The sequence below is a fragment of the Microbacterium nymphoidis genome (assembly GCF_021044885.1).
GTDB classification, from domain to species: Bacteria; Actinomycetota; Actinomycetes; order Actinomycetales; family Microbacteriaceae; genus Microbacterium; species Microbacterium nymphoidis.
The window spans coordinates 461973-484423 of the sequence record NZ_JAJNOD010000001.1; the positions used below are offsets into that span (position 1 = coordinate 461973).

Annotated in this window: 20 protein-coding genes and 1 pseudogene; 11 read left to right on the forward strand and 10 right to left on the reverse strand. The window is 68.0% G+C overall.

Annotation, left to right across the window (positions count from 1 at the left end; translation table 11 throughout):
• The first annotated feature begins 49 nt into the window (after positions 1–49).
• The 3 genes from LQ566_RS02240 to LQ566_RS02250 all read left to right on the forward strand — a co-directional run bounded on the left by LQ566_RS02240 (position 50) and on the right by LQ566_RS02250 (position 2936).
• Complete coding sequence (locus tag LQ566_RS02240) at positions 50–589, forward strand: DUF6993 domain-containing protein (protein ID WP_231089931.1); 540 nt, start codon at positions 50–52, stop codon at positions 587–589.
• 192 nt (positions 590–781) lie between these two features.
• Complete coding sequence (gene ettA, locus LQ566_RS02245; RefSeq protein WP_231089932.1) at positions 782–2461, forward strand: energy-dependent translational throttle protein EttA; 1680 nt, start codon at positions 782–784, stop codon at positions 2459–2461.
• The gene (locus LQ566_RS02250; RefSeq protein WP_231089933.1) at positions 2454–2936 is read left to right on the forward strand and encodes an acyl-CoA thioesterase; all 483 of its coding nucleotides are present in this window, start codon (positions 2454–2456) and stop codon (positions 2934–2936) included. Before ettA ends, LQ566_RS02250 begins: the two co-directional genes overlap by 8 nt.
• Before the next feature lie 521 nt (positions 2937–3457).
• On the opposite strand, the gene LQ566_RS02255 is transcribed toward LQ566_RS02250, so the two are convergent.
• Positions 3458–4318 (reverse strand): acyl-CoA thioesterase, encoded by an 861-nt coding sequence (locus LQ566_RS02255; RefSeq protein ID WP_231091355.1) that lies wholly within the window; start codon positions 4316–4318, stop codon positions 3458–3460.
• Positions 4319–4402: 84 nt separating this feature from the next.
• On the opposite strand from LQ566_RS02255, the gene LQ566_RS02260 reads away from it, so the two are divergent.
• Positions 4403–5086 carry a DUF8185 domain-containing protein gene (locus LQ566_RS02260; protein ID WP_231089934.1) on the forward strand — a complete coding sequence of 228 codons (684 nt, stop codon included), beginning with the start codon at positions 4403–4405 and terminating at the stop codon, positions 5084–5086.
• A 513-nt stretch (positions 5087–5599) separates the two neighbouring features.
• Here LQ566_RS02260 and LQ566_RS02265 read toward each other — a convergent pair.
• Positions 5600–7270 (reverse strand): annotated as a pseudogene (locus LQ566_RS02265) (FAD-binding dehydrogenase); the annotation flags it as partial.
• A 156-nt stretch (positions 7271–7426) separates the two neighbouring features.
• On the opposite strand from LQ566_RS02265, the gene tdh reads away from it, so the two are divergent.
• A complete protein-coding gene (tdh, locus tag LQ566_RS02270; RefSeq protein WP_231089936.1) occupies positions 7427–8470 on the forward strand; it encodes an L-threonine 3-dehydrogenase in 1044 nt (347 codons plus the stop codon).
• 1 nt (position 8471) lies between these two features.
• Entirely contained in the window at positions 8472–9656 is a 1185-nt protein-coding gene (locus LQ566_RS02275) for a glycine C-acetyltransferase (protein WP_231089937.1), read from the forward strand.
• A 39-nt stretch (positions 9657–9695) separates the two neighbouring features.
• Here LQ566_RS02275 and LQ566_RS02280 read toward each other — a convergent pair whose 3' ends face one another.
• The 5 genes from LQ566_RS02280 to pepN all read right to left on the reverse strand — a co-directional run bounded on the left by LQ566_RS02280 (position 9696) and on the right by pepN (position 15773).
• Positions 9696–10136 (reverse strand): globin, encoded by a 441-nt coding sequence (locus LQ566_RS02280; protein ID WP_231089938.1) that lies wholly within the window; start codon positions 10134–10136, stop codon positions 9696–9698.
• Positions 10133–11218, reverse strand: coding sequence for a mechanosensitive ion channel family protein (locus tag LQ566_RS02285; protein ID WP_231091356.1), 1086 nt, complete (start codon positions 11216–11218; stop codon positions 10133–10135). Before LQ566_RS02285 ends, LQ566_RS02280 begins: the two co-directional genes overlap by 4 nt.
• A gap of 94 nt (positions 11219–11312) precedes the next feature.
• The gene (locus LQ566_RS02290; RefSeq protein WP_231089939.1) at positions 11313–12155 is read right to left on the reverse strand and encodes an ABC transporter permease; all 843 of its coding nucleotides are present in this window, start codon (positions 12153–12155) and stop codon (positions 11313–11315) included.
• Entirely contained in the window at positions 12152–13063 is a 912-nt protein-coding gene (locus LQ566_RS02295) for an ABC transporter ATP-binding protein (protein ID WP_231089940.1), read from the reverse strand. The genes LQ566_RS02290 and LQ566_RS02295 overlap by 4 nt, the downstream gene beginning before the upstream one ends.
• Before the next feature lie 163 nt (positions 13064–13226).
• Positions 13227–15773 (reverse strand): aminopeptidase N, encoded by a 2547-nt coding sequence (gene pepN / locus LQ566_RS02300; RefSeq protein WP_231089941.1) that lies wholly within the window; start codon positions 15771–15773, stop codon positions 13227–13229.
• Positions 15774–15890: 117 nt separating this feature from the next.
• Here pepN and LQ566_RS02305 point away from each other — a divergent pair, with 117 nt between their 5' ends.
• The 4 genes from LQ566_RS02305 to LQ566_RS02320 are packed head-to-tail and all read left to right on the forward strand — an operon-like array spanning position 15891 to position 19562.
• Complete coding sequence (locus LQ566_RS02305) at positions 15891–16388, forward strand: ribose-5-phosphate isomerase (protein WP_231089942.1); 498 nt, start codon at positions 15891–15893, stop codon at positions 16386–16388.
• Positions 16388–17404 (forward strand): Fpg/Nei family DNA glycosylase, encoded by a 1017-nt coding sequence (locus LQ566_RS02310; protein ID WP_231089943.1) that lies wholly within the window; start codon positions 16388–16390, stop codon positions 17402–17404. The genes LQ566_RS02305 and LQ566_RS02310 overlap by 1 nt, the downstream gene beginning before the upstream one ends.
• Before the next feature lie 20 nt (positions 17405–17424).
• Positions 17425–18072 (forward strand): FMN-binding negative transcriptional regulator, encoded by a 648-nt coding sequence (locus tag LQ566_RS02315; protein WP_231089944.1) that lies wholly within the window; start codon positions 17425–17427, stop codon positions 18070–18072.
• An 8-nt stretch (positions 18073–18080) separates the two neighbouring features.
• Positions 18081–19562 (forward strand): amidohydrolase, encoded by a 1482-nt coding sequence (locus tag LQ566_RS02320; protein WP_231089945.1) that lies wholly within the window; start codon positions 18081–18083, stop codon positions 19560–19562.
• Positions 19563–19628: 66 nt separating this feature from the next.
• Here LQ566_RS02320 and LQ566_RS02325 read toward each other — a convergent pair whose 3' ends face one another.
• Positions 19629–20114: a Dps family protein gene (locus LQ566_RS02325; protein ID WP_231089946.1), complete on the reverse strand. Its 486-nt coding sequence runs from the start codon at positions 20112–20114 to the stop codon at positions 19629–19631.
• A 103-nt stretch (positions 20115–20217) separates the two neighbouring features.
• On the opposite strand from LQ566_RS02325, the gene LQ566_RS02330 reads away from it, so the two are divergent.
• Positions 20218–20748: a gamma carbonic anhydrase family protein gene (locus LQ566_RS02330; protein WP_231089947.1), complete on the forward strand. Its 531-nt coding sequence runs from the start codon at positions 20218–20220 to the stop codon at positions 20746–20748.
• Positions 20749–20800: 52 nt separating this feature from the next.
• On the opposite strand, the gene LQ566_RS02335 is transcribed toward LQ566_RS02330, so the two are convergent.
• A complete protein-coding gene (locus tag LQ566_RS02335) occupies positions 20801–21595 on the reverse strand; it encodes an amino acid ABC transporter ATP-binding protein (protein WP_231089948.1) in 795 nt (264 codons plus the stop codon).
• Entirely contained in the window at positions 21592–22416 is an 825-nt protein-coding gene (locus tag LQ566_RS02340; RefSeq protein ID WP_231089949.1) for an amino acid ABC transporter permease, read from the reverse strand. The genes LQ566_RS02335 and LQ566_RS02340 overlap by 4 nt, the downstream gene beginning before the upstream one ends.
• Positions 22417–22451 lie beyond the last annotated feature (35 nt).

The window sequence follows — 22451 nt, forward strand, 5'->3', positions numbered from 1 at the left end:
GGGTAGCGGCGCTCAGCAGGTTGACGGGTGGGAACCATAGACTCGCGGGGTGACTCGTCTCCCGCGCCGAACGCTGACCGCCACCGCTCTCCCCGCCGTGATCGCGATCACGGGGATGCTGCTGCTTGCCGGCTGCACTCCCACGGAGAGTGCCGATCCCGCGCCTGCATCGTCCGATACCGTCGCACCGGAAGCCGCCGCAACCGCGCAGCCGAGCGAGGCTGCGTCCGAGGAGCCGGCTGCCCCTGCTGCTCCCGCCGCATTCGTGCCCGATGGGAACGCCGCGGCGAACCTTCCCATCTTCACCCAGACGGTTGCAGCAGTCTGGGCATCGGATGCGAAGGACCAGGGGCGGGCATACATCGACGCTCTCGTGGCTGTGGGATTCGACAAGGCGGCGATGCAGGTGACTGCTGACCGCACCACGATCGGCGACCCGGCGGAGAGTATCCAGTTCTCGGTGGTCTTCGCCGGCGAGTGTCTGGTCGGCCAGGTCGGGCCGGCCACGGGCGAGCCCCACACCGTGATCGCCCCCGTGCTGAGCACGGGCGCCTGCCTCGTCGGCGGAACGCGACCCATCGACTGGTGACCGCGCCCGTCCCGCTGCGGCGGTGCAGCCGGGTCGTGATCGACGGCGCGGACGCGCGGCCGGCTCGCCGGGCCTTTCCCTGGCTGCGCCGGTAGACTCGGATCCGGTGCGCGGTTGGTCGCGCACCGGCAGACTTCGCCGCGACAGTGCGGCGCGATCAACACCCATCACACAAAGGGACGTGAACCAGGTTTGGCTGAATACATCTACCAGATGGTGCGAGCTCGCAAGGCCGTCGGTGAGAAGCTCATCCTCGACGACGTAACGATGGCGTTCCTCCCGGGCGCCAAGATCGGCATGGTCGGCCCGAACGGTGCCGGTAAGTCGACGATCCTCAAGATCATGGCCGGGCTGGACACGCCGTCCAACGGTGACGCGACGCTCACCCCGGGCTTCTCGGTGGGCATCCTCATGCAGGAGCCCGAGCTGGACGAGGACAAGACGGTGCTGGAGAACATCCAGTCCGGCGTCGCCATCAAGGCCAAGCTCGACCGCTTCAACGAGATCTCCGCGCTCATGGCGGATCCCGACGCCGACTTCGATGCGCTGCTGGCCGAGATGGGACAGCTGCAGGAGGAGATCGACGCCGCCGACGCATGGGACCTCGACGCGCAGCTCGAGCAGGCCATGGATGCGCTTCGCACCCCGCCCGGGGACGCTGACATCAAGAACCTCTCGGGTGGTGAGAAGCGCCGCGTCGCCCTGGCCAAGCTGCTCCTGCAGAAGCCCGATCTGCTGCTCCTGGACGAGCCCACCAACCACCTGGACGCGGAGAGCGTGCTGTGGCTGGAGCAGCACCTGCAGAAGTACCCCGGCGCTGTCATCGCCATCACCCACGACCGCTACTTCCTCGACCACGTGGCCGAATGGATCGCCGAGGTCGACCGTGGCCGTCTGATCGGCTACGAGGGCAACTACTCCACCTACCTGGAGAAGAAGCAGGAGCGTCTGGCCATCCAGGGCAAGAAGGACGCCAAGCTCGCCAAGCGCCTCTCCGAGGAGCTCGAGTGGGTGCGCTCGAACGCCAAGGGCCGTCAGGTCAAGTCGAAGGCGCGTCTGGCCCGCTACGAGGAAATGGCGGCCGAGGCGGAGCGGACGAAGAAGCTCGACTTCGAGGAGATCCAGATCCCCGCGGGTCCGCGTCTCGGCAACATCGTGATCGAGGCGAAGAACCTGAAGAAGGGCTTCGACGGCCGCTCGCTGATCGACGGACTCAGCTTCTCGCTGCCGCCGAACGGCATCGTCGGCGTCATCGGCCCGAACGGTGTGGGTAAGACCACGCTGTTCAAGACGATCGTCGGTCTTGAGCCCCTGGACGGCGGTGACCTGAAGATCGGTGAGACGGTCAAGATCAGCTACGTCGACCAGTCCCGGGCGAACATCGATCCGGAGAAGACGCTGTGGGAGGTCGTCTCTGACGGCCTGGACATCATCACCGTCGGCAAGACCGAGATTCCCTCGCGTGCCTACGTTTCCAAGTTCGGCTTCAAGGGACCGGACCAGCAGAAGAAGGCTGGTGTGCTCTCCGGCGGTGAGCGCAACCGCCTGAACCTGGCGCTGACGCTGAAGGAGGGTGGCAACCTGCTGCTCCTCGACGAGCCCACCAACGACCTGGACGTCGAGACACTCTCGAGCCTGGAGAACGCGCTGCTTGAGTTCCCGGGCTGCGCCGTGGTCATCACCCACGACCGCTGGTTCCTGGACCGCATCGCGACGCACATCCTGGCCTACGAGGGCACGGACGAGAAGCCCGACCAGTGGTACTGGTTCGAGGGCAACTTCGAGTCGTACGAGGAGAACAAGATCGCCCGCCTCGGTGCCGACGCGGCCAAGCCGCACCGCTCGACGCACCGGAAGCTCACGCGTGACTGACAGCGTGCGTCTGCACGTTCCCATCCACCTCCGGTGGGGTGATCTCGACGCGTTCAACCATGTGAACAACACGTCGATGCTGAAGCTCCTGGAGGAGGTCCGGGTCCGGGCGTTCTGGCGCCCGGGTCCCGGTGAGGACGCGCCGGATACGGCGGTGCTGGACTCGGGGATCTCCGCCGGACTGCTCACGCTGATCGCGCGGCAGGAGATCGAGTACCTCGCTCCGGTGCCGTATCAGCGCAATCCGCTCGACGTGCAGATGTGGTTCTCGAAGCTGGGCGGATCCAGCATGGAGATCTGCTACGAGGTCTACTCGCCCGCCGACGGTGCGGATCAGACGCTCTATGCGCGGGCCACATCTGTCGTCGTGATGGTCGACGCCGAGTCGGGCCGGCCGGTCCGCTTGGACGATGAGCAGCGCGCCGCGTGGAGTCCCTACCTTGGCGAACCGATCACATACACGCATCGACGGTGAACATGCACGAACCCCCGGGGCAGAGATCATCCCCGGGGGTTCGTCCGTTACCGTGCGGTCGATGCCGGCTTAGCGCGTGTCAACGTCGGGGACGCGCACCATCAGTTCCTGGGTCATCGAGGCGACAAGCAGAAGTGGTGCCATGGGTAGATGCCGTGTGCCGCTGTGCGGTCGGTGCCGGCTTAGGGCGTGTCGGTGTGGGCGACGGGCACCGTGAGTTCCTGGGTCATCGAGGCGACGAGTGGAAGTTGTGCTGTGGGTGGATGCCGTGTGCCGCTGTGCGGTCGGTGCCGGCTTAGGGCGTGTCGGTGTGGGGGACGGGCACCGTGAGTTCCTGGGTCATCGAGGCGACGAGCGGAAGCTGTGCCGTGGGTGGATGTCGTGTGTCCCTGTGCGGTTGGTGCCGGCTTAGGGCGTGTCAGTGTCGGGGACGCTCACCGTCAGTTTCTGGGTCATCGAGGCGACAAGCAGAAGTTGTGCCGTGGGTAGATGCCGTGTGCCCCTGTGCGATCGGTGCCGGCTTAGGGCGTGTCAGTGTCGGGGACGCGCACCATCAGTTCCTGCGCCACCGTGGCGACGAGCAGTCCGTCACGCGTGTAGATGCGCCCGGTGGACAGGCCCCGTCCGCCCCGCGCGCTCGGGGACTCCTGGGCGTAGAGCAGCCAGTCGTCCACTCGGGCGTCACGGTGCCACCACATCGCGTGGTCCAGGCTCGCCACTTTCAATCCGGGAGTGGCCCACGGAACACCATGGGCACGCAGGACCGAATCCTGGATGGTGAGGTCGCTCATGAACGCCAGCGTGGCCCGGTGCAGCCAGTCGTCGTCGGGCATCGTGGCTCGTACACGGAACCACAGCGCCTGATGGGCGACGTGAGCGCCGTCGACGCGCAGGTGGATCGGTGCATCGACGTAGCGGGTCTCGATCGGGTGCTCGGTGAAGAAGCGGTGACGTCCATCTCCGGGATCCAGGTCTCGCACGAGGGCGAGTGCATCGGGCAGATCCTCCGGTTGCGCGATGCCGGACGGCATTTCTTCCTGGTGTTCGAGGCCCGGCCCCGGATCCTGGAACGACGCGATCATGGAGAAGATCGGACGCCCGTCCTGATACGCCTGCGCGCGACGGGTCGAGAACGAGCGACCGTCGTGGATCCGATCCACGGCCAGGGTGAGTCCCTGCGCGGCATCGCCCGGTCGCAGGAAGTAGCCGTGCATGGAGTGGACGACGCGGCCCGGATCCAGCGTGCGCTGCGCCGCCACCACCGACTGCGCGAGCACCTGCCCGCCGAAGATGCGGCCGTGCGGCATCGGCAACGAATGCCCGGTGAAGATGTCCTCCGTGGTCCGCGCGTCGGAACCCGCCAGATCCAGCACGTCGATCATCGCGGCGACGGATGCCGCCGGGTCGTAATCGCTCACTCGTCCTCCTCCGGAGCCCGTCTCAGGCACCGTTGTTAGTGTAGACAAGTGCCCCACAGCCTCCTTCTCGCCGACACTCAGACGGCCGCCGATTTCCTCACGTTCGCGGGCCGCGCGGCGCGGATCGCGGACGAAGGGATCCGGCTGCAAGCAGCAGGTGGCGTGCTGCGCATGTCGGCGGCGACCCTCGCACCGCAAGGGCTCCTGGATGCGACACCCACGGTGATCGGCATGCGCATCCTCGCGGCGGATCCCGAGCTCGTGTGCGACATCACGGTGCCCGCGCAGTCCTTGCAGCGCGACCCGGTCAACGAAGCGGCGATCGCACTGCCGGAGACGGCCCTGAACCCGGCGTGGACGGGCGTCGCACCGCCGCAGGCCGGGTGGGAGCTCATCGGAACGATCTCGGCGGAGCATCTGTCGGCTCTGGCCTCGCACGGCATCTCCATCGTGGCCGGACGGGTACCCTCCGGCACCGGCGAGGAGATCGTCCGCTCGGTTCGCGCCTCTGTCTGGGGGCCGCTGGATGACACACTGTTCGACGCGCCGCGCGGGGTGGCTTTCACCGCGGATGCGCTGGGCTTCATCTCCTCCCGGAGGCCAGGGGAGGAAGCCGCTGTTTTCCGCGCGGGACGCTGGACCCGCTTCTCCACGCCGGGAGGCCACGTGCTCTCGCGGGGGCCCGCGCGGGTCGGCCTCACCGATGTTCGCCGGACGGGTGCCGCCGTCTGACGTCTCCCGGGCCGGAGGTCCCGGCGCTGGCCCGCGCCACACGGCGGCGAGTGCCGGCACATGCGCGCGGAACAGCCACCTGGCGTCGTCGGGGGCGGTGTCGGCGTCGGGTGGGGTGTTGAATCGGGCAGTCTCGCAGGGGAGACCGTCATGTAAGCGGAGTGGTGTCGGCGTCGGGTGGGGTGTTGAATCGGGCGGTCTCGAGGGGGAGTCGCTCGTGTAGTCGGGGCGGTGTCGGCGTCTGGTGGTGTTGAGTCGGGCCGGCCTTGAGGGGGAGTCGCTCGTGTAAGCGGAGTGGTGTCGGCGTCTGGTGGTGTTGAATCGGGCCGGCCTTGAGGGGGAGTCGCTCGTGTAAGCGGGGCGGTGTCGGTGTCTGGTGGGGTTGAATCGGGCCGCTCTCGAGGGTGAGATGCTCATGCAGGCGGGACAGCCCAAAGCCATCGCGGAAGCGGTGGCGGCAACACGACGATGGCGGAGATCGGGGAGCGGACCGCGGATCTCTCCGGCCTGGCGCTAGTGCTGGGCGAGCGCGCGCCCAACCTGGCGCCCCGAGAACAGGCAACCGCCGACGAACGTGCCCTCCAGAGCCCGATAGCCGTGCACGCCGCCCCCGCCGAAGCCGCTCGCCTCGCCCGCCGCGAACAGACCGCGGATCGGCTCACCGGCGCCGTCCAGTACACGCCCGTCGAGATCGGTTTCGAAGCCGCCGAGCGACTTCCGGGTCAGCACGTGGAGCTTGACGGCGATCAACGGTCCCGAGGCCGGATCCGTCAGACGGTGCGGCGCTGCCGTGCGTATGAGCCGGTCGCCGCGGTATGCGCGTGCGGAGCGGAGCATCGCGATCTGCGCGTCCTTCGTGAAGTCGTTCGCCATCTCGCGATCGCGAGCCTCTACCTCGCGCACCACCTGGTCGCGCTCGAGCGCCTCGCCTCCGGGAAGCTCCTGCATGCGATCGATCAGCCGGTCGAGGGAGGACTCCACGACGAAGTCCTCGCCGCGGTCCAGGAACGCCTGCACGGGACCCGGCGCGCCGCCGGAGAGGCGCGTGGTGGCCAGAAGTCTGAGGTCCTTTCCCGTGAGGTCGGGGTTCTGCTCGCTGCCGGAGAGCGCGAACTCCTTCTCCACGATCTTCTGGGTCAGGATGAACCAGGAGTGATCGTGGCCGGTGCGCCGCAGGTGCTCGAGAGTGCCCAGTGTGTCGAAACCGGGAAACAACGGAACCGGCAGGCGGTGTCCCGTGGCATCCAGCCAAAGCGAGGACGGCCCGGGGAGAATTCTGATGCCGTGCCCGGGCCAGACCGGATCCCAGTTGCGGATTCCCTCGACGTAGTGCCACATCCGATCGCCGTTGATGAGGTTCCCGCCGGCCGCGGCACCGACGGCCTGCATCGACCCGTCCACATACGCGGGCACTCCGGTGAGCATTTCGACCGGCGGAGTTCCGAGGCGCTGCGGCCAGGCGGCACGCACGAGGTCGTGGTTTCCTCCGATGCCACCGGAGGCGATCACGACGGCATCGGCCACGATGTCGAACGCGCCGACCACTTCGCGGGATGTCGCGATTCCGCGCGCGGCGCCACTGGGGGAGAGGATGTCCCCCGACGCTCCCGTGACGGCACCGTCGGTCACGGCCAGGGTCGTCACCCGGTGGCGGGGCAGGACGGTCACGGAGCCCCCGATCTCGGCCTCGTCCACGTAGTCCGTGAACGGCTGGACGATGCCGGGTCCGGTGCCCCAGGTGATGTGGAATCGGGGTACCGAGTTTCCCGGCCCGAGTGCCGTGTAGCCGCCCCGCTCCGCCCACCCGACGATGGGGAAGAACCCTACGCCCAGGGAACGCAGCCAGGAGCGTTTCTCGCCCGCGGCGAACTGCAGGTACGCCTCGGCCCAGGCACGTGGCCAATGATCCTCCGGGCGGTCGAATCCGGCGGTGGCGAACCAGTCCTGCCGTGCCAGCTCCAGGCTGTCGTGGACCCCCATGCGTCGCTGTTCCGGGGAGTCGATGAAGAAGAGCCCGCCGAAGGACCACCATGCCTGACCGCCCAGGTTGGTTCGTGGTTCCTGATCGACGATCGTGACGCGCTTGCCGGCACGAGCGGCCTCCCGAGCGGCGACGAGGCCGGCAAGACCCCAGCCGATGATCAGGACGTCAGTGCGGTGAACGCTCACAGATTCTCCTTCGGCCGCGGCTTTCCCCTGACGCTATCGGGTGTGGGGCACTCAGTGGAACAGGCCCGCGCGATACGATCGACCTCGTTCCTCTCGTCGTATGCGCCCACCACGCGCTCGCGCCCGTGCGCACGACGGACTGTTCACGAGACATGGGAGATGGATGCGGCGATGAAGGCGCTCATCAAGAACGAACCCGGACCGGGGCTGGCGCTAACCGATGTGCCGGAACCGGTGACCGGAGCATCGGATGTGAAGATCCGGGTGCTGCGCACCGGCATCTGCGGCACGGATCTCCACATCGAGAAGTGGGATGACTGGGCGGCGAGCACGCTGCGGCCGCCGATCATCCCGGGCCACGAGTTCAGCGGCGAGGTGGTGGAGGTCGGCTCCCTCGTCCACGATGTCGCCGTGGGTGATCTGGTCTCGGGTGAAGGCCACGTCGTATGCGGGATGTGCCGGAACTGCCGTGCCGGACGGGCCCACATGTGCATCCGGACGAAGGGGGTGGGCGTCAACCGTGATGGCGCCTTCGCGGAGTACGTCGTCATCCCCGGGAAGAACGTCTGGGTCCACCAGCCCGGCACCGATCCGGATGTCGCCGCGATCTTCGATCCGTTCGGCAACGCCGTCCACACCGCGCTGAAGTTCGGCGTCGTGGGTGAGGATGTGCTCGTCACCGGCTGCGGCCCGATCGGCCTCATGGCGATCGCCGTCGCCCGCCATGTGGGCGCACGCTTCGTCGTGGCCACGGACATCTCGCAGCCGCGTCTGGAGATGGCGCTGCGCATGGGCGCGGATGCCGCCGTGGACGTGTCCCACGAGCGGGTCGCCGACGTGCAGCACACGCTCGGGATGAAGGAGGGCTTCGACGTCGGCTTCGAGATGTCGGGATCGCCTGCGGCGCTCGGCGAGATGATCGAGAACATGAACCACGGCGGGCGGATCGCCATGCTGGGCTTGCCGGCTGAGCCGTTCCCGATCGACTGGAGCAAGGTCGTCACCCACATGCTGACCCTCTCGGGCATCTACGGCCGGGAGATGTTCGAGACGTGGAACTCGATGAGTGCGATGCTGCAGTCGAGTCCTCAGCTGCGCGAACGGCTCTCGTCGATCATCTCGGACCGCTATCCGGCCTCACGCTGGCGTGAGGCGTTCGACGTGGCGGCCTCGGGCGGCGTCGGCAAGGTCATCATCGATTGGACGGAGATCTGACATGTACACGACCATGCGAGAGCAGCTCCAGCAGGAGCTGGACGGCATCGAGCAGGCCGGACTCACAAAGCGGGAGCGCGGCATCCGCGGACCGCAGGGTGCCCTGGTGGAGGTCGGAGGTTCGGAGGTACTGAACTTCTGCGCGAACAATTATCTGGGTCTCGCCGATGACCCGCGGATCGTGGCCGCTGCCAAGGCGGGGCTCGACGAATGGGGATACGGCCTGGCGAGCGTGCGATTCATCTGTGGCACGCAGGAGCAGCATCTGCAGCTGGAGCGCGCGCTGTCGGACTTCCTCGGGTACGACGATACGATCCTGTTTTCCTCCTGCTTCGACGCGAACGGCGGAGTGTTCGAGGTGCTGTTCGGCGCTGAGGACGCCATCATCTCCGATGAGCTGAATCACGCCTCGATCATTGACGGCATCCGCCTCTCCAAGGCCGCGCGCCTGCGTTACCGCAACCGCGACATGGCCGATCTGGAGGCGAAGCTGCAGGAGACCGCGGGTGCGCGGCGCCGCGTGATCGTCACCGACGGCGTGTTCTCCATGGACGGCTACATCGCCCCGCTGCAGGAGATCTGCGATCTGGCGGAGCGGTACGACGCTCTCGTCTTCGTGGACGACTCCCACGCTGTCGGCTTCGTCGGGGACAAGGGCCGCGGCACGCCGGAGCTGTGCGGTGTCGAGGGTCGTGTGGACATCACCACCGGCACGTTCGGCAAGGCGCTCGGCGGTGCGTCCGGGGGATACGTGAGCGGACACGCGGAGATCATCGCGCTGCTGCGTCAGCGGGCGCGGCCGTACCTGTTCTCCAACACCCTGGCCCCCTCGATCGTGGCGGGAACGCTGCGCACACTCGAACTCCTCACGGAGTCGGACGACCTTCGCGTGACGCTGCGCCGCAATGCCGCTCTCTTCCGGGAACTGATGACCGCGGCGGGTTTCGATCTGCTGCCCGGCGAGCACGCCATCGTCCCGGTGATGTTCGGGGATGCTCGGCTCACCGCCGACATGGCCGATGAACTGCAGCGGCAGGGCGTCTACGTGACGGCGTTCAGCTTCCCCGTCGTGCCGCGCGAGCAGGCGCGCATCCGGGTACAGCTCTCCGCGGCGCACACCGAGGAGGAGATCCATCGCTGCGTCGCGGCCTTCGTGGCGGCGCGGGACGTGGTGCGCTCCGCATGAGGTGACGGAGGGCGTCGCGTGACGCGGCGCCCTCCGCCGTCAGTGGGTCAGGCCGAGATCGGGGCGCCCTTGGGACGCGGGCCCGACACCGGTGGGTTCGAAGGTGTTGACCATTGCGTGGGCCGCGCGCTCCAGATAGTCCCAGAGCGCGACCTCGTGAATGGGCGCGAGTTCGAGGGCATCGACGGCGGTGCGCATGTGCTTCAGCCAGCGATCGCGAGCATCGGGATTGACGTGGAACGGCACGTGGCGCATGCGCAGTCGCGGGTGGCCCCGCCGCTCCGAATAGGTGGTGGGGCCGCCCCAGTACTGCTCGAGGAACATCGTCAGACGCTCGGCTGCCGGTCCGAGATCCTCCTCCGGGTACATCGGCTTGAGCACGTCGTCCTGGGCCACGCCCTCATAGAAGATGTCGACCAGCTTCGCGAACGTGTCGTGACCGCCGATCTCCTCGTAGAAGCTCAGGGGTGCATCGGTCACGACTTCTCCTCGGGGGTGCTCTGGGGCCTCTTGCGCGGCTTCCAGGACGGGCGGCTCGGCTCGGTGGCCTGAACCGGCTGGGGTTTGGTCTTCGGTGGGTTCGCGCCGCGGACACGGAACGCTCCCTCGCTGCCGGTGAGCACCACCGAGGCGAGCGCCGGACGGGCCGCGCCGTCCTCAGCCTCGGGGAGCTCCACGCCGTCGGCGGCGGCGAGGAGACGAGCACGGAGCTCCTGGGCGACGTCGTCGCGCGATGCGGAACGCGTGCGCATCACGACGCGGATGATCAGAGAATCGGCGGTGGCGGCCTCCAGACCCCAGGTCTCGGGCTTGCCGACGATGCGAGAGCGCCAGCGCGGCTCCTTGGCGAGGGCGGTCGCGGCCTCGTGAAGCGCGTCCTCCGCCGCCTCCAGCTCCGCCCCGCGGGGCACGGACACGTCCACGATCACGCGAGACCAGCCCTGCGACATGTTGCCGATGCGGGTGATCTCGCCGTTTCGGACGTACCAGAGGGTGCCGTTGACGTCTCGGACGTGGGTGACGCGCACGCTGACGTACTCGACGATGCCGATCGCGAGCCCCAGGTCGACGACATCGCCGATTCCCACCTGATCCTCCACGACGATGAAGATGCCGTTGAGCACGTCCTTGACGATGTTCTGTGCGCCGAAACCGAGTCCGGCACCGATGGCCGCGGTGAGCAGGGTGAGCGAGCCGAGGATGTCCGGAGCGAGGATCTGCACGGTCAGCACGATCGCGATGATCACCAGGGTGATGTTGACGATGTTCTGCAGGATGGAGCCGAGCGTACGAGTCCGCTGGACGAGACGCACCGCCGCGAGCGGCGACCGGTCGAGAGCCTGGGTGTCGTCGACGTTCGCCTTGCTCTTGGCGCCGTTGACGATGCGGGAGACCACGCGACGGATGACGAACTTGAGCAGGTACCCGATCACCGCGCACACGATGATCGTCACGACGACCCGCACGATGTTCCACCCGGCCGCGCCGAGGAACGTCAGCACCTTGTCCCAGGTGGGGATCCAGTCCGCCCAGTCCGGCGGGGTCGTCTCGGCGAGGAACATCACCCTCTGATCCTACGAGCCGAACCTCGGCGGAGCATGAGGACGCGATCGGCCCCTGCCGTGTGGCGGGGCCGATCGCGTCGGACAGGGTCGATCAGGCGTCGCGGTTCTTCAGCGCGATCGCACCGAGACCGAGCACGGCGATGACCCAGACCGCGAGGGTGAGAGCGCCCTGCCAGACGTCATCACCGCTGCCCTGCACGAGGGCGTTGCCCGCATTGCTCGGCAGGTAGCGCGCCGCCTCGGCGACCCATTCCATGCCCGGTGCCATCGCGAGCACCTGCGGGACGATGGGCAGGATGAACAGAATGCCGACCGCCACGGCGATCGCTCCGGCTCCGCTGCGCAGCAGGTAGCCGAAGCCGAGGCCGAGGAGCGCCGCGGCCACCAGGTACACGGCCGAGTACACATAAGGCAGCACGGCGCCGGCCAGATCGCCGAAGTCCAGCGCGATGTCCGTTCCGGCGAACAGCGCGCTCACGAGAGTGACGCCCAGCACGCTGGTGACCAGGGAGACGAGGACGGTGTAGCCGATGAGCACGATCGCCTTGGCGAACAGGCTGCGGAGGCGGTCGGGTGCTGCGGTCAGGGTGGAGCGGATCATGCCCGTGGAGTACTCGCCGGTGATGAGCATGGAACCGGTGATGGTCACCAGCAGAGCGGTGAAGGCGAGTGGCATGGTGACCGCCTGCGCGATCATCGCATTGCCGCCGCCTGTGACCGGCATCTCGCTCAGGTAGTTGCGCATCGAGATGGCCATGAGCGTGGTGATGCCGAGCGAGATGACGATCGTCAGTGCCGCGGAGATCCAGGGGGAGCGCAGCGAGACGAGCTTGATCCCCTCGCTGCGGATCACTCGTCCGAGGCTCAGACGGAACGCGGAAGACGGAACGGCGGGCGCAGCGGCCGGTGCCTGCTGCGGGGCGGTGATGGTCATGCGAGCTCCTTGGTCTTGTACTCGACGGCATCGCCGGTGAGGGCCATGTATGCCTCTTCGAGCGAGCCGGTGCGCGTGGTGAGCTGGTGGATGGCGATGCCGGCGGCCGCCGCACGGTCCCCGATCCAGGCGGCGGGAGCGCCACTGACGGCCAGAGCGTTCGCGCCGGTGCGCTGGACGGTGACGGTGTCGCTGGCGAGCGCAGAGGCCAGCGCGTCGGCATGGGGAGTCTCGACCGCCACGTCCTCCTTCGTCCACGCCGCTACGAGCTGAGCGACGGAGGCATCCGCGAGCACCCGTCCCCGGCCGAGCACGATGAGGTGGTCGGCGGTCAGCGCCATCTCGCTCATGAGGTGGCTGGACAGGAGCACTGTACGCCCGGCCGCCGCGTAGCTGCGCACGAAGTCCCGCACCCAGCGCACGCCTTCGGGGTCGAGACCGTTGACGGGCTCGTCGAGGATCAGGGTGGTGGGATCGCCGAGGATGGCGCTGGCGATGCCCAGGCGCTGTCCCATGCCCAGGGAGAAGCCGCCGGCACGCTTGCGGGCCACGCTGGCGATGCCCGTGATCTCCAGCACCTCGTCGACGCGGGACACCGGGATGCCGTGCGTGGCGGCCATGGCGCGCAGGTGATTGCGCGCCGAGCGGCCGGTGTGGACGGCCTTGGCGTCCAGCAGGGTCCCGACCTCGGTGAGAGGCGAGGGCGAGGTGGCGTATGCGCGGCCGTTCACCGTGGCGCGGCCCGACGTGGGGCGGTCCAGACCCACGATCATGCGCATGGTGGTGGACTTGCCGGCGCCGTTGGGGCCGAGGAAGCCGGTCACCATGCCCGGACGGACGGCGAAGGAGGCGTCGGACACCGCGGTGCGTGCGCCGTACCGCTTCGTGAGGTTCTCTGCGACGATCATGAACCCAGGCTATGAACCGGCTGTACGTCCCGAATCCGCCCCGGGTAGGGGATCGTCGCGTCGGCGTCATCCCAGAGGATGACTCGCCTGCGAAAAACCCAAACGAGTCCGAGAAACCCCGCAACGCAGGGTTTCTCGGACTCGGATGGTCTTCTCGCGGAGGTTACTCGGCGTCGCGCTCCTGCACGGCGAGCGCGCGCTCGACGACGGCGAGGTTCTCGTTCACGAGACGGCGAAGGGCCGCGGGGGCGTCGGCATTCTCCGCGAGCCAGGCGCGCGTGGCGTCACGCAGCTCCCGGTTGGCGAGTGATGCCGGGTACAGGCCCGTGATGAGGTAGTTCGCGATCTGGTACGTGCGCGACTCCCAGATCGGCAGCAGCATCTCGAAGTAGGCCGGTACGAAGGCTGCGAGGTCGTCGCGGGTGGTCGGGTTGACGAAGCCCAGCGCTGCCGAGCGCACGATGGTGTTCGGCAGATCGGCGTTGTCGATCAGTGAACTCCACGCGGCGCGCTTCGCCTCCTCGCCAGGCAGCGCGGCCTTGGCCTGTGCCGCGAACTCGCCGCCCTTGGCGGTGTTGTCGGCGGCAAGGGCGGCATCGATGTCGGCGGTCGTCACCGCGCCGGCGGCGGCGAGCGCGACCAGCAGCTGCCAGGACAGGTCGGTGTCGATGCTCAGACCCTCGAAGACGATCTCGCCGTCGCGGATGGCGCGCACGCGCTCGACCTGCTCGGGCGTGGCGGCGTTCGCGGCGAGCGCCTGGACGAACTGCAGCTGGCTGTCGCTCCCGGCTTCGGCGGCCTGCGCCAGCTCCCAGAGGCCTTCGCCCACGCGGCTGCGCGCGGCGGAGCGCGTCGCGGGGTCGACATAGGAGTTCGCGGCCAGACGCAGCTGCGCGAGGGTGGTGCGCACCGTCGTGGACTCCGTCTCACGGCCGATGTTGCCCAGCACGAGCTCGATGTAGTCCGTCGCGCTCGACTCGGCGTCGCGGGTCTGATCCCACGCGGCACCCCACACCAGCGAGCGCGCGAGCGGATCGGCGATGTCACCGAGGTGCTCGATCGCGGTGCGCAGCGAACGGTCGTCGAGACGGATCTTCGCGTAGGCGAGGTCTTCGTCGTTGAGGAGCACGAGATCGGGCTGCGCGAGGCCCTTCAGCTCGGCGACATCCGTGCGGTCGCCGTCCACGTCCAGCTCCACGTGGTGGGTGCGGCGCAGCTCGCCGTCCACGACGTCGTAGAAGCCGACACCGAGGCGGTGCGGGCGGATGGTGGGGTAATCCGCCGGCGCGGTCTGTGTGATCGCGAATCGGGTGATCTTGCCGTCCACGTCCGTGTCGATGACCGGGGCGAGAGTGTTGACGCCCGCGGTCTCGAGCCACTTCTTCGCCCAGGTGGACAGATCGCGACCGCTGGTGGCCTCCAGCTCGACAAGCAGGTCGCCGACCTCGGCGTTGGAGTACGCGTGCTTCTTGAAGTACGCGGCGACGCCTGCGAAGAACTGCTCGATGCCGACCCAGGCGGCGAGCTGCTTGAGCACCGAACCGCCCTTGGCGTAGGTGATGCCGTCGAAGTTCACCTGGACGTCCTCCAGGTCGTTGATCTCGGCGACCACCGGGTGCGTCGAGGGGAGCTGGTCCTGGAGGTAGGCCCAGGTCTTCTCCATGGCGTTGAAGGTGGTCCACGCCTCCTTCCACTCAGTAGCCTCGGCGGTGGCGATGGTGGAGGCCCACTCGGCGAACGACTCATTGAGCCAGAGGTCGTTCCACCACTTCATCGTGACCAGGTCGCCGAACCACATGTGCGCGAGCTCGTGCAGGATCGTGACGACGCGACGCTCCTTGACGGCGTCGGTCTGCTTGCTGCGGAAGACGTACACCTCGGTGAAGGTGACGGCACCGATGTTCTCCATCGCCCCGGCGTTGAACTCAGGGACGAAGAGCTGGTCGTACTTCGCGAACGGGTACGGGTAGTCGAACTTCTCGCCGAAGTAGGCGAAGCCTTCGCGGGTCTTCTCGAAGATGTAGTCGGCGTCCATGTACTCCCACAGGCTCTTGCGGGCGTAGATGCCAAGGGGGATGGTGCGGCCGTCGCCGTTCACCAGCTCGGAGTGTGTCGACTCGTAGGGTCCGGCGATGATCGCGGTGATGTAGGAGGACATCTTCGGCGTGGGCTCGAAGCTCCACGTGGCGATGCCGTCTCCCGCGGGCACGGGCTCCGGGCTGGGGGAGTTGGACACGACCTTCCACGCGGCGGGCGCGGTGATCGTGAAGGTGAACTCCGCCTTCAGATCGGGCTGCTCGAACACGGCGAACACACGGCGGGAGTCGGGGACCTCGAACTGCGAGTAGAGGTAGACCTCGCCGTCGACCGGGTCGACGAAACGGTGTAGGCCCTCGCCGGTGTTGGTGTACAGGCAGTCGGCGTCGATGACGAGCTCGTTCTCGGCGGCGAGGCCGTCGAGGGTGATGCGGGAGTCCGCGAACGCAGTCGACGGGTCGATCGAGCGGCCGTTCAGCGTGATCGAGTGCACCGTGCGGGCGATCAGGTCGATGAAAGTCGAGGCACCTTCGGTCGCGGTGAAGCGCACCGTCGAACGAGAACGGAACACCTCCGCTCCGGTGGTGAGGTCGAGGACGATGTCGTACGTCTGCGTGTCGACGATCGCGCGACGCTCCTGCGCCTCGATGCGTGTGAGGTTCTCTCCAGGCACTGGGTTTCTCCCGTGTTGTGGGGTTCTGCGGCGACCGCCGCTCGGATGCGCCCGGCGCGGTGGCGCGGGCGGAGACGAAAACCAGCCTACGCCCCGCGGCCTCTCTAGGATTGAGCCATGCGCATCCACATCGCCACCGATCACGCCGGTCTCGAGTTCTCCACCCGCCTGCAGGAGCACCTGCGCGCTGCAGGTCACGACGTCGTCGATCACGGCCCGATCGAGTACGACGCCGTCGACGACTACCCCGCCTTCTGCATTCGCGCGGCCCAGGCGGTCGTGGCCGATCAGAGCTCGGGAGTCGAGGCGCTGGGGATCGTGTTCGGAGGATCGGGCAATGGCGAGCAGATCGCCGCGAACAAGGTGGCCGGCATCCGCGCGGCGCTCGCGTGGAACGAGGCGACGGCCAAGCTCGCCCGTGAGCACAACGATGCCAACGTGATCTCGATCGGTGCCCGTCAGCACACGTTCGAGGAGGTCGTCTTCCTCATCGATACCTTCATCGCAACGCCCTTCAGCAATGAGGAGCGCCACATCCGCCGGATCGCTCAAATCGCGGACTTCGAGCGGGACGGCTCGCTGCTGCCCGACCCCCGCGCCGCACGGGGGCACTGATGCCCGAGGGGCATTCCGTCCATCGCATCGCACGCCAGCTCGATCGCAACTTCGTGGGTCGTGTCATCACGGCATCCTCGCCGCAGGGGCGCTTCGCGGAAGGCGCGGCCCTGCTGAACGGCCGCGAGATGATCGGCGTGCAGGCGGTCGGCAAGCAGATGTTCACCGAGTTCGAAGGCGACCTGTGGCTGCGGGTGCACCTGGGCCTCTACGGCGCCTGGGACTTCGCCGGCGAGATCCTGGTGGATCCCACGATCGCGTCGGCCAACGGACGGATGGGACAGACCAACCAGCGAGGCACGGTCCTCGACCCCGCGCCGGCCGAGGACGCCGCGATCTATGACGACGCGGGGGAGAACTCGCTCAACTCGATCGGTGCTCCCCGTCGCGCGCGCGTCAACGTCCGCATGTCGGAGCAGACCAAGGGTCTCGCGTCCGAGCTGACCGAGTGGCCGCCGCCGCCCGTCGGTGCGGTGCGTCTGCGGCTGCTCACCGACCTCACCTGCGCAGATCTGCGCGGCCCCACTGCGTGCCAATTGCAGACTCCGGATGAAATGCTCGCAACGGTCGCGAAGCTCGGACCCGATCCGCTCGTGGGTGACACCTCCGAGGGGGAGGAGCGCTTCATCACCGCAGTTCGACGCCGCAACGTCGCCATCGGTCAGCTGCTGATGGATCAGGCGGTGGTGAGCGGAATCGGGAACGTCTATCGTGCCGAACTGCTGTACCGGGCCGGGCTCAACCCGCACAAGCCGGGAAAGTCGGTTCCCGTGGAGAACCTTCGGGCGTTGTGGCGTGACTGGGTGCAGCTGCTGGACATCGGCGTCGAGACCGGTCAGATGATGACCATGGACGATCTGGATCCCGAGGCCTACCGCCGAGCGATGGCCAGCCGTGACGACCGACACTGGGTCTACCACCGCGAGGGCCTGCCGTGCCGGACGTGCGGGACCAACATCGTGATGGAGGACATGGTGGGGCGCAAGCTCTACTGGTGTCCCACCTGTCAGGCCTGAGCGCACGAGAGGATCTCTCGATGAGACAGAACCCGAGCTTCGCGCTGACGGACGTCGCCGAGCTACGCCGCGTGATCGCCCGCAATCCCTGGGCGACCCTGATGAGCGACGGCCCGGACGGCCTGATCGCCTCGCACTACCCCGTGCTGCTGGAGGACGGGCGCGACGATCTGACCGTCGTGACGCACGTCGGCCGTCCCGACGATCTTCTGCATGGGCTGGGGGATCGCGAACTGCTCATGGTGTTCCAGGGCCCGCATGGCTACATCACTCCGCGCTGGTACGGCGACGTGCCGGCGGTGCCCACCTGGAACTACGTGGCGGTGCACCTGCGCGGTGTTCCCGAGATCCTCAGCACCGAGGAGAACCTGGCGGTGCTGGACCGTCTGGTCACGCATTTCGAAGCTGCGGAGCCGAACCCGCGCGGGATGTGGCAGGTGCCCAACGACGAGGCGTTCGTCCGCCGGCTGGAGCGCGGCACCGTCGGCATCCGGCTGACGCCGACCTCCGTGACCGCCAAGCGCAAGCTGAGCCAGAACCGTTCTCCGGAGATCATGGAGACGATCCTGACCGGGCTGGAAGGCGACGGACCATACGCCAACGCGGAGCTGGCCCGGGAGATGCGGCGCAGCGAGGCTGCCCGGCGTGCCGCCGTGCAGGGCGAATGAGCGCCGAGGTGTCACTTCGGCCGGCGCTCGTCCGCAACGTGCACATCCCCGGTCCCACCGCGCGGTTCCTTCCCGTGAGCGGGCCCCTCGACATCCTCGTCGACGGCGACCGGATCGCGGACATCGCCCCGGCCGGGGCGCTGCGGGCAGCGGGCCCCGTGTGGGATGCGGAGGGTCGCTGGGCCGTTCCCGGACTCTGGGACCATCACGTGCACGTCAATCCCTGGGCGCTGTTCTCGAGTCGGGTCGACGTCTCGAGCGCGACCGGTGCCCGGGAGGTCGGCGCGCGCATGGCGGCGGTGGCTCCGGATCACCGCGGCATCCGAATCGGCGTGGGGATGCGGGACGGGCTGTGGCGGCGCAGGCCCGCGCTCTCCGAGTTCGACGAGGCCACCGGAAGCGTTCCGACCTACGTGATCGGCGCTGATCTGCACTGCGTGCTGCTGAATTCGGCGGCAGCGCGGCGCGAGGGGATCGCCGTGCCGGACGACGGCATGCTGCGCGAAACCGAGGCTTTCCGTGTGCACGCGTCGCTCGATGCCATCAGCGATGACGAACTCGACGCCGCCGTGGCGGCCGCGGCTGCGCGCGCGGCATCGCAGGGGATTGTGGGCGTCGTCGACTTCGACATGGCCTGGAACATCGGCGCCTGGCAGCGACGCGGCGCGGCGGGATTCGACAGCTGGCGCGTGCGCGCCGGGGTGTATCCCCAGCACCTGGACAAGGCCATCGCGCAGGGGTGGACGAGCGGCGGGGCTCTGCATGATTCCGGCCTGCTCGAGGTGGGGTCGCTGAAGGTGATCACCGATGGCTCTCTGGGCACGCGTACGGCGGCATGCTCCGTGGCGTATCCCTCCGGGGGCCATGGTGAGCTCACCGTACAGCCGGACGAGCTCGTCGATCTGCTCCTGCGTGCGACCGGTGCGGGCTTCTCCGTCGCCGTGCACGCGATCGGCGACGTGGCGAACACGCGAGCCCTGGACGCTTTCGCGCTGAGCGGCGCCTATGGCTCCCTCGAACACGCCCAGCTCGTCGCGCGCACGGATCTGCCGCGCTTCGCCCGTCTGGAGGTCACGGCCAGCGTCCAGCCGCAGCACGCGGTCGATGACCGCGAACTCGCCCGGCACGAGTGGGCGGGTCAGCGTGCCGCGGCCTACCCGCTGCGGTCGCTGGTCGACGCCGGTGCCAACCTCACGCTGGGCTCAGACGCTCCGGTGGCCCCGCTGGATCCCTGGGGCGCAATCGCGACGGCGGTGGGCCGCTCCCGGCCCGGCGAACCGGGACCGCAGGATGCGGAGGGGATCGATGCCACGACGGCTCTCGCCGCGTCCAGCGAGCACGGTTCCCGGACGGCGCCCGAGTTGCTGCCGGGGGCTCTTGCCGACATCGCGTTCTGCGACGCCGATCCGTTCGTGGCCGAGGTGGAGCACCTGCGCTCGATGACGGTGGGCGCCACGATGCTGGGCGGCCGCTTCACACACGTGTCCTGATCCGCAGGAACACGTCGAAGGGGCGGGCCCGACCGGGCCCGCCCCTTCGACGTGTTGTGATTGCGGTCAGCGTGCGACGTGCGCGGTAAGGAACCAGCGGTCCTTCTCCAGACCGCGACGGATCTCGATGGCCACGTCCTGGCTGGTGAGATCGATCTCGTCCAGGCCGTCGATGGCCTCCTGCGTCTGAGCGAGGATCGCGTCGATGTCAGCGACGATGGCCGCGATCATCTCGTCGGACTGGGCGAAACCATCGCCCACCTGGGTGTTGGCGGCCTTGGTCGCCACGGTGGCCGCGCGGGCGTCGACCGGCAGGCCCAGGGCGACGATGCGCTCCGCAGCCGTGTCCGCCCAGTCTCCGGCGTGGGCCACGACGGTGTCCAGAAGCTCGTGCACGCCGATGAAGTTGGCGCCGCGGACGTGCCAGTGAGCCTGCTTGCCGTTCAGGGTGAGAGCCTGCAGCCCGATCACGAGGGGCGAGAGGAACTGCGCTGCGGCAGCGGCGACGGTCGGGTCGCTGGCAGTGGCGGTGACGGTGGTGGTCTTGCTCATGGTTGCCTCCGATGTGGTTCGTCGTGTGAAACCAACGCTACTCATCTGACATTCCCGCGCAAGCAAGCTGAGGCTCGGCTTACCGCCCGTTAGGGTGAGGGCCATGACCGTCAGCGCAGCAGCACAGATCCTCAGCACCGCCAGCGGAACGCCCCGGCTGGACGAGAGCGTCTTCGTCGCCGGAGGAGCCCGCATCATCGGCGCCGTCGTGATCGAGGAGCAGGCCAGTGTCTGGTACAACGCGGTGGTGCGCGCAGATCGCGCCGAGATCCGGATCGGCGCGCGGAGCAACGTGCAGGACAACGTCTCGATCCACGTGGACGAGGGCTCTCCGGTCCACATCGGCGCTGACGTCTCGATCGGCCACAACGCGGTGGTGCACGGCTGCACCATCGAGGACGGTTCCCTCATCGGCATGGGTGCCGTCGTGCTCAGCGGTGCGGTCATCGGTGCCGGCACGCTCGTCGCTGCCGGCGCGATGGTGCTCGCCGGTGAAGTGATCCCACCCGGCTCTCTCGTAGCGGGGGTTCCTGCGAAGGTGCGGCGCACACTCAGCGCCGACGAGACCGCGGGGCTTCTGCGCAACGCGGCCGTGTACATGGAGCTGTCCGCCGAGCACGCCGCTGCCCGGTGAGCAGACGGAGGGCGTCCGGCACGTGCCGGACGCCCTCAACGGTGCCTGCTGGTCAGTCCTCGTCGGCGAGATCGACGTTGGTGGGATCGAGCACACGTCGCAGGAAGTTCTTCGTGCGCTCGTGCTGCGGTGCGCCGATGACGTTCTCCGCGGGGCCCTCCTCCACGACGACGCCGCCGTCCATGAAAACCACACGGTCGGCGACCTCGCGGGCGAATCCCATCTCGTGGGTCACCACGATCATCGTCATGCCCTTGCGAGCGAGCTTGCGCATGATCGCGAGCACATCACCGACCGTCTCCGGGTCGAGGGCGGAGGTGGGCTCGTCGAACAGCATGAGGCCCGGGTCCATCGACAGCGCCCGCGCGATGGCCACACGCTGCTGCTGGCCCCCGGAGAGCTCGCCGGGATAGCGGTGGCTGAGGTCGGCCAGTCCGACCGAGGTGAGGTGCCCGTGGGCGATCCGCTCGGCCTCGGCCCGGTCGCGCTTGAGCACCGTCCGCTGGGCCACCGTGCAGTTCTCCAGCACGGTCAGGTGCGGGAACAGGTTGAACTGCTGGAACACCATGCCGACGTGGCGGCGCATGTCATCGACGTCCACATCGGGATCGGTGGCGACGAAACCGCCGACCTCGATGAAACCGGCGTTGGGGGTCTCGAGCAGGTTCACACAGCGCAGCAGTGTCGACTTCCCCGAGCCGGACGGGCCGATGAGACAGACAACCTGTCCCGGTGCGACATCCAGTGAGATGCCCTTGAGCACCTCGTTGGAGCCGTAGGACTTCCGGAGGTCCTTGATGGTCACACCGGCAGCGGTGGCGATGGGGGCGGTGATCGGAGCGCTCATGCCGCGACCTCCTTCTTCTGACGCTTCGGGCGGGAGACCTGGGCGGTCCGCTTCTCGAACCAGCGGGCGAGGAAAGTCAGCGGGATCGTGATGCACAGGTAGAACAGGCCGGCCACGAGCAGCGGCGTCATGCCGCCGCCGAGCGAGAGCATTCCGTCGCGTCCCATCTTGGTGAGGTCCACGACCAATGCCGTCATGCCGAGCACCTGCACCAGAGACGTGTCCTTCGTCAGCAGGATGAGCTCGTTCGTCAGCGGCGGGAGCACGATGCGGAAGGCCTGCGGGATGATGATCGAGATCATCGCCCGCCACTGCGGCATGCCGAGCGACCGTGCCGCCTCCATCTGTCCCTTGGGAACCGCCTGCAGGCCGGCGCGCAGGGTCTCGGCCATGTAGGCGGCCGAGACGAGCCCGAGCGCCACCATGACCGTCACCCAGAAGTCCCATTTCAGCCCCGAGAAGGCCAGCGGCAGACCGTAGCCCAGAGCGAGCAGCACCAGCAGAGCCGGGATGCCGCGGAAGAACTCGATGTAGATCGTGGCCACCCACCGATAGGGCGGGAAGCTGGCTGTCTTCATCAGCGCGAGCACGAGGCCCAGCGCCAAGCCGAAGATGAACGAGGTGATCGTGTACAGCAGGGTGTTGCGGAGGCCGACGAGGATGATGTCCGGGAACATCGGCAGCGTCTTGCCGAACTGGAAGAACGAGTCCGCGACCAGCGGCCAGTTCACCAGGAAGACGAGGAGAAGGATCGCGACGACGAAGATGAGGACCTGGATCCAGCGACTCACCGTGCGCCGCTGACGGGCTGTCATAGCCATGCGGCTGTGCCTTTCTGAAGAGAGGGCCGGTCCGC

Coding starts and splice junctions, on each gene's coding strand:
- LQ566_RS02340 (WP_231089949.1), bottom strand. CDS start 22,416: ATGGCTATGACAGCCCGTCAGCGGCGCACGGTGAGTCGCTGGATCCAG.
- LQ566_RS02330 (WP_231089947.1), top strand. CDS start 20,218: ATGACCGTCAGCGCAGCAGCACAGATCCTCAGCACCGCCAGCGGAACG.
- tdh (WP_231089936.1), top strand. CDS start 7,427: ATGAAGGCGCTCATCAAGAACGAACCCGGACCGGGGCTGGCGCTAACC.
- LQ566_RS02325 (WP_231089946.1), bottom strand. CDS start 20,114: ATGAGCAAGACCACCACCGTCACCGCCACTGCCAGCGACCCGACCGTC.
- LQ566_RS02310 (WP_231089943.1), top strand. CDS start 16,388: ATGCCCGAGGGGCATTCCGTCCATCGCATCGCACGCCAGCTCGATCGC.
- LQ566_RS02295 (WP_231089940.1), bottom strand. CDS start 13,063: ATGATCGTCGCAGAGAACCTCACGAAGCGGTACGGCGCACGCACCGCG.
- LQ566_RS02305 (WP_231089942.1), top strand. CDS start 15,891: ATGCGCATCCACATCGCCACCGATCACGCCGGTCTCGAGTTCTCCACC.
- LQ566_RS02315 (WP_231089944.1), top strand. CDS start 17,425: ATGAGACAGAACCCGAGCTTCGCGCTGACGGACGTCGCCGAGCTACGC.
- LQ566_RS02275 (WP_231089937.1), top strand. CDS start 8,472: ATGTACACGACCATGCGAGAGCAGCTCCAGCAGGAGCTGGACGGCATC.
- LQ566_RS02335 (WP_231089948.1), bottom strand. CDS start 21,595: ATGAGCGCTCCGATCACCGCCCCCATCGCCACCGCTGCCGGTGTGACC.
- LQ566_RS02290 (WP_231089939.1), bottom strand. CDS start 12,155: ATGACCATCACCGCCCCGCAGCAGGCACCGGCCGCTGCGCCCGCCGTT.
- LQ566_RS02285 (WP_231091356.1), bottom strand. CDS start 11,218: ATGTTCCTCGCCGAGACGACCCCGCCGGACTGGGCGGACTGGATCCCC.
- LQ566_RS02255 (WP_231091355.1), bottom strand. CDS start 4,318: ATGATCGACGTGCTGGATCTGGCGGGTTCCGACGCGCGGACCACGGAG.